The sequence below is a fragment of the Mycobacterium sp. genome (assembly GCF_035314665.1).
Lineage (GTDB): Bacteria > Actinomycetota > Actinomycetes > Mycobacteriales > Mycobacteriaceae > Mycobacterium.
This window is the reverse complement of sequence record NZ_DATFZD010000352.1, coordinates 1-6,652: the sequence shown is the minus strand read 5'-3', so window position 1 is coordinate 6,652 and position 6,652 is coordinate 1. Positions and strand designations below refer to the sequence as shown.

Sequence of the window (6,652 nt, the reverse complement as noted above, 5' to 3'; positions counted from 1 at the left end):
GGCATCCCGCTGGCGTCAGCGATCCAGACCCCGGTCGTGTCGTGCAGCTCGCCATTGGGTTTCGCGACGCACGTCTGCGGGTCGCTGCCCAGCTTTGCGCTGCACATCTGGTGGGCACTGAACACCGGCGTGCCACCGGGGCCGATCGGGACCTGGTTGACCTTCTCGATGAACGCCTCGAGGTCCTCGCCGCGCTGCCACGGCGCAAAAGGCTGGCCCGCGAGGAAGATCTGTTGCGCACCCGCGGCCTCCTGCATGCGGATCGACGTCACCGCGGCCTCGCGGAAATGACGCCGATCGAGCTCGTCGGTGAACGGGTACCAGTGTGCGGACTCACCGTTGTCGTCGATGGTGACCGTTCCGGCACCGCGGTCCTTGACGATGAACACCCAGTCGGCTCGGTACCGATATTTGCGGGTGAGCTCCTTGTGCTGCGCGCCGCTGAGCCAGGGTACGACCGTGGTGAACAGACCAGGCAGGTGCTGCACGCATTCGACGATGTAGCCGTGGCAGTCATTCACCTCGGCGAACTCGTTCACGATGCCGGCCATCGCGGGGCCGTACCACGGGTCCTGGGGTTCGTCATAGATGCCGGTGACGAGGCTGGCGGGATGCAGTCGCAGTTCGGCGCCGACGGCGGGACCACCGATGCCCGACCGGAGGAGAAGCGCAGGGGTTTCCAGGGCGCCGGCGGCGGCCACGACGGCGGAGGCCCGAATGACGACGCGGGAGTTCTGCTGCGTCTGTGGGTCGGTGTATGTCGCCTCGACCCCGACGGCCTTGCCGTTCTCGGTGCGGATCCGGTCGGCGCGGGTGTTGGGCAACAGCTTCGCTCCGGCGTCCGACGCGTCCTGCAGATAGGTGCGCATGGTGCCCTGTTTGGCGCCGGTCTGATCGCCCATCCCGCTCCACCCGATCAGGTTCGGATCGTATCTGTCCGGGTCAATGTTGAGCATGGCGACGCGGTAGGAATATCCGAGCTTGGCCGCGCCCGTGGCCAACCGCTGGTGGGGGGCGTTCTGGGTGGCCACCTTGTCGTTGCAGTGGATGCGATCGAACACCGCCTGCAGGTGTTCGTCGAACGCCGGGGTGTCGACGTCGGTCAGTCCGTCTGCGGCCCAGCTGCGGCGGACGGTGGCCGGGGTCAGCAACGAGTTGGACCAGTTGACGGTGCTGCCGCCGCCCACGGTGCTCCCGGCGGCGATGCTGACCATGCCGTCGGCGGAGGGGAAGAACCCGCCGCGCAAGAAAAGGTTCTGATACGCCAGCGGTTCCAGCTGGACGAAGTCGGACTCGTTGAAATAACCGCCTGCCTCCAGGATGATGACCCGCTTGCCGGCCTGCGCCAGCACCGCGGCGGCCACCCCACCGCCGCTGCCGGAGCCGACCACCACCACATCCGCCTCCAGCGTCGTCTCGCCGGACGGGGTGATGACGTCAAGTGTCTTGGGCGTTTGCGGCGGGGCCTGGACCATGCCCGGATATCCCATGCCGGCCCACAAGGGATTGCCGCCCTCTGGGCCGGGCAGGCTGTAGGCGAAGATCACCGAAAGCTGATACAGCGCGGCTACCGCTCGCGCGCTCTCGGGCGAGATGCCCGCGAGGTTGGCGATGATCGCCTCCCGGTCGGCCTGAGGTTGATTCTTCAACCCGACGAGGCCTGCGGCATCGATCAGTTGAAGCAGGCCGGCGAGTTGCTCCTCGGGCAAGCGGGCGACGAGATACTGCTCAGCGGCGACGTCGGCGCCGATGTCACTGCCCTTGGCGGCGTAGAACCCCGTTGGGTCGTCATCGCGCGGAACCGCCGCGACGAAGGTGTCGACGATCGCGGTTAGGGTTTCGCGCTGGAGAGGGTTGAATTCGAGGCCCATGGAGGTGACCTTTCGTAGTCGGTCGGGTGCAGGGCGGTTGGATTGCACCGCCCAGCGAGTCGACTGTGATGGCCGTCACACTAAGACTGCGCCTCGGATGAGGCGCAGTCGAGGCCGCGCGAACAAAAATCTGATCAAGAAACCGTCGGAAATACGACGTCCCAGTCACGGGCCATGCTCACCACTGTCCATCCCAGGCGTGCCCTGACGTCGGTGATCGGCTCGGTCTCGGCGAACGTCTGTGCCGTACTGGTGTAATGAAATTCGCGCTCGGCGTCGTCGTGGTCGATCAGCTGGGCAAGGCTGGGAGAGCCGGCGGCCTGCGCCCATTCGAGCATCTCCCGGTCACCCCCGGAGTTGCCGGCAGCCAGGATCGGCCGGCGGCCCAGCATGGTCTGGATGTTGGCGACTTTGGCGCTGCCCTCGTTCGCGACGCCGAGCAGGTCGCTGGTGCGCCGGATGACCGGTGGGCCTTCGCCGTCACGGCTGACGTCGTAGCCGATGAGCGTGCCCACCACCAACTCGGCCGGCACACCGTAGAGGTCGTCGCTGATCGCCCGGACGAACTCGGTGCCGCCCCCGGTGACGATCCCGACCGTGAAGTCACGGCGCCGCAGCTCGGCGATGAGTTCTGACATCGGCAGGTAGGTCACCGAGCGCGTCGGCCGGTCCAGCGTCGGATGCGCTGCTCTGGCCATGAATTCCCTTGCCGCGGAGGTGAACTCCTGCGGCGTCATGCCCTCGAACAGACCGGCGAGTGCGAGCGCGATGCGTTCCAGCCCGATCCCCGCGACCGCCGCCCGATCACCGCTGAGCAGGGCGGCGAACTCGGCGCGCTCACCGATCGACGGGTCCTGCGCCACGTGTTTGCGCAGCGCGTCGAGGAAGAAGTCGAGCTGTACATAGCTCGGCCGCTCACACCACAGCGTGCCGTCGTTGTCGAAATAGGCGACCCGGTCGGCGACCGGCACCTCCTCGGCCGCGGCCAGGAACGCCTCCAGCGCGTCCCGGGTGCTGCCGCGGCGCCAGGACGGGAGCGGATCGTTGCGATCCATCGCAGTCGCTCAGCTGCTGCGGGCAGTGGCGTCCTGCAACTTGGCCATCACCTGCTGCATGTTGAAGCTTGCAGATTTCTGTCGCTGCGGGAACTCGATCAACGTCTCCAGCATCTTCGCGACGTAAGCCTGAGCCGGAACGAACAAGAAGATGCGGTCTATCATCCAGTCGTAGTAAGTGTTCGATGTGATGTCGGCCCGCTCGTAGGGATCGGTGCGCAGGTTGAACAGCTTGGGCACGCGCAGTTCAACGTATGGCTCCGCCCAGATCTGCAGGGTGCCCACGCAGCGCTGCTCGAGGAACACGAACTTCCAGTTGTCGAACCGCAGTGCGGTGAGGTCGCCGTCGTCGGAAACATAGAAGAAGTGCTTGCGCGGGCTCTCGTCGGTCTCGCCGGTGATGTACGCCAACTGGTCGTGCCCGTCGAGGTGCACCTTGTAGGTCGTGCCGTTGAGGTCTGTGCCCGCTCGCAGCCGCTCGGCGATGTCGGGCACACCCGCCGCCGACAACAGCGTGACGAACCAATCAGCATGGCTGACGATGCCGTTCAACACCGACCCGGCCGGGATGTGCCCCGGCCAGCGCACCAGCGCCGGGACGCGGTAGGCGCCCTCCCAGTTGGAGTTCTTCTCGTTGCGGAACGGGGTCATGCCGGCGTCGGGCCAGCTGTTCATGTGGGGACCGTTGTCGGTGGAGTACATGACGATGGTGTTCTCGGCGATGCCCAGCTCGTCGAGCAGATCCAGCATGCTGCCGACCGTGTCGTCGTGATCCAACATCGTGTCGTGGTACCGCGATTGCCAGCGCCCGGCGCGGCCCACGCTTTCGGGCTGGGTGTGGGTGCGGAAATGCATGTGCGTGGTGTTGAACCACACGAAGAACGGAGTTTCGGCTTCGTGCTGACGCTTGATGAAATCGACTGCGGCGTCTCGAAATTCGCCGTCGCAGGTTTCCATCCGCTTCTTGGTCAGCGGGCCGGTGTCCTCGATGCGCTGGGTGCCGTCACCGTTGGCCCAGGTGTGCAGCACACCGCGGGGTCCGAACTTCTTGCGGAACTCCGGATCCTTTGGGTAGTCCGGTTGTTCGGGTTCCTCTTCGGCGTTGAGGTGATACAGGTTGCCGAAGAACTCGTCGAAGCCGTGCATGGTGGGCAGATGCTCGTCGCGGTCGCCGAGGTGATTCTTGCCGAACTGGCCAGTGGCGTAACCCTGCGTCTTGAGCGCCGTCGCGATGGTCGGGTCCTGTGCCTGCAGGCCCAGCGGCGCCCCGGGCAGGCCCACCTTGGTCAGGCCGGTGCGGTACGGGTTCTGGCCAGTGATGAACGCCGCCCGTCCGGCGGTGCAGCTCTGCTCCGCGTAATAGTCGGTGAACAGCACCCCTTCGGCGGCGACGCGGTCGATGTTGGGGGTCCGGTATCCCATCAGCCCGTTGCTGTAGCAACTGAGGTTGCTCTGACCGATGTCGTCGCCCCAGAGGATCAGGACATTCGGTTTATTGCTCACTGGTTAGCCTTTCGCGGTCGAAGCCCCGATGCCTCGCACCCGGGCGCCAGCCGACACTGGCGCGTACCAGGCCCCGACAGGGATCCTAGCTCCCGTTTCCGCCGCCGCCACGGACGTTCTGTGATCCCGCAGACGGCTGATTCGTGAAATGCTCTCGAATATTTGGCCGCAGCGCCGAACCGCCCCGCCGGAGGGCCATCCCGAAACCGAAACCCGTCAGGCGATGTGGTGACCACCCTTAACCGCGCGCGTCGCGCACCGCCAGGACCGGCCAGCGGTCGCGCACACCCTTGAGTTCGTGGCTGCCACGGTCATCGAAGGCGATCCTCGATCCGAGGACCAGCGGCGGGATCGCGCCCGACACCAGTACCTCGCCGGGCCCGGCGAGCGCCATGATGCGCGCGGCGATATGTACCGCGATCCCATGCACGTCGTGGTCGATCATCTCGACCTCGCCAGTGTGCAGGCCGGCGCGGATGTCGAGGCCGAGGTCTTGCACAGCGTCGCGGATCGCGCACGCGCAGGTGATCGCACGCGCCGGCCCGTCGAAGGTTGCGAGCGCGCCGTCGCCGGTGAACTTGATGACGTCTCCCCGCGCGCTGCCCACATGGCTCGCCACGACCTCGTTGTGCACGTCGAGGGCGGCCGTCCAGGCCTCATCTCCAAGAGCCTCGGCGCGTTCGGTGGATCCGACGATGTCGGTGAACAACACGGTCGACAACACACGGTTCGTCGGCCTGGCGGCGCGTGAACCGGTGACGAACGATTCAATCTCGTCGAGCACTCGGTCGGAGTCGCCGGCAAACCACACGTTGTCGTCCCCGTCGAATTCCACCAATCGCGCGTTCGGGATGCGATCGGCGAGATAGCGGGCGTGGCCGCGGGTCACATGGTGATCACCGTGGCGGTGCAGCAAAAGCGTTGGCGCTTGGATGCTGTCGAGCGCGGGCCGGACGTCGGTGCGCAGGTAGAGGTCGAAGATGGCCTTGAAGTAGCCGGGGCCGCCGGCCAGGCGCTCGCCGCGGGCCCACCATCGCCGCTTCCCGGCATCGCCGGCCCAACTCGGGGCCAAGATATCCACGACGCCACCGGTCCCGACGGTGTCGCCGAAGGCGTCGACATACCGGGTGAAGGTCGGCTCGGGCATTCCGCACGGGTAATCGTCGGCTCGGAGAAAGCGCGCGAATGGGCTCCAGAGCACCAGCGAGCGCACGCGCTGCGGATGGGTTGCCGCCAGCAGCATGGCCGGAAGAGCCGACTCCCCCGTCGCGAAGACGCACGCACACTCGCTCCCCGCGGCGTCGAGCACCGCGACGAGCCCGTCGGTCCACGCCTGCATCGCCGGAAGGTTCTGGATCGGCACCGCGTCTGAGCTTCCCATCCCGAGCAGGTCGGTCATGATCAGACGGCTGAACGACGACAGCCGGCGGAGGTGGCGGGCGATGGTGGGCTCGTCCCACAACAAGTCGATTGGGAACGTGGCGGTGGGGACGAACAGGAGATCTGACCCACCGTCAGCGACGATCTGATACGCGAGATGAGTATCACCATCTCGCGCGTAGACGGTTTGGGGCACGGCCGCCATGCAACGAGCATGCCACCGGTCGGGCGGGGGCGGGGATAAAGTGAGTCGCTGTGCAGCGATAGAAGGTGAGGCCTTCGATGAGCGACATGACGGCGCGGTTTGCCGAAATCGTCGGCGAGCAGAACTTGCTGACTGGCGACGCAATCCCCGAGGACTATTTCCACGACGAAGTGTTGACGACGGCGCCGCAGAAGCCCGCGTACGTCGCCAAACCCGCATGTGCAGAAGAGGTTTCGCAGCTGCTGAAGGCCGCCTCGGACGATGGCGTGCCGGTGACGGCCCGCGGGTCCGGGACCGGCTTGTCGGGCGCGGCGATTCCGCGGGAAGGCGGGCTGGTGATCTCCTTCGAGCGGATGAACGCGGTGCTGGAGGTCGATACGACCAACCAGGTAGCCGTCGTGCAGCCGGGTGTGACCCTGACCGAGCTGGACGCCGCGACCGCTGATGCCGGGCTGAGCTACATGGTTCAACCGGGCGAGCTGTCCTCCAGCGTCGGTGGCAACGTCGGAACCAACGCCGGCGGGATGCGCGCGGTCAAGTATGGGATAGCCCGCCATAACGTGCTCGGGTTGCAGGCGGTGCTGCCGACCGGCGAGATCATCCGAACCGGCGGCAAGATCGCCAAGGTGTCTACGGGC

5 protein-coding genes are annotated in these 6,652 nt (G+C 66.3%); 1 reads left to right on the top strand and 4 read right to left on the bottom strand.

The window, feature by feature from the left end:
* From VKI00_RS24260 to VKI00_RS24245, 4 genes are all read right to left on the bottom strand, one after another.
* On the bottom strand, positions 1-1,871 hold a 1,871-nt coding region (locus VKI00_RS24260; RefSeq protein WP_324442043.1), incomplete at its 3' end, for a GMC family oxidoreductase N-terminal domain-containing protein.
* Between the two features lie 134 nt (positions 1,872-2,005).
* Positions 2,006-2,926: an HAD family hydrolase gene (locus VKI00_RS24255; RefSeq protein WP_324442041.1), complete on the bottom strand. Its 921-nt coding sequence runs from the start codon at positions 2,924-2,926 to the stop codon at positions 2,006-2,008.
* A gap of 9 nt (positions 2,927-2,935) precedes the next feature.
* Positions 2,936-4,429 (bottom strand): arylsulfatase, encoded by a 1,494-nt coding sequence (locus VKI00_RS24250; protein WP_324442039.1) that lies wholly within the window; start codon positions 4,427-4,429, stop codon positions 2,936-2,938.
* Between the two features lie 238 nt (positions 4,430-4,667).
* Entirely contained in the window at positions 4,668-6,014 is a 1,347-nt protein-coding gene (locus tag VKI00_RS24245; RefSeq protein WP_324442037.1) for an adenylate/guanylate cyclase domain-containing protein, read from the bottom strand.
* Positions 6,015-6,091: 77 nt separating this feature from the next.
* On the opposite strand from VKI00_RS24245, the gene VKI00_RS24240 reads away from it, so the two are divergent.
* Positions 6,092-6,652 (top strand): FAD-binding oxidoreductase (locus VKI00_RS24240; RefSeq protein WP_324442035.1); only part of this gene is annotated, 561 nt, incomplete at its 3' end.

What these genes read in the sequence shown, in the direction of transcription:
- VKI00_RS24255 (WP_324442041.1), bottom strand. Translation starts at nt 2,926, where the DNA reads ATGGATCGCAACGATCCGCTCCCGTCCTGGCGCCGCGGCAGCACCCGG.
- VKI00_RS24245 (WP_324442037.1), bottom strand. Translation starts at nt 6,014, where the DNA reads ATGGCGGCCGTGCCCCAAACCGTCTACGCGCGAGATGGTGATACTCAT.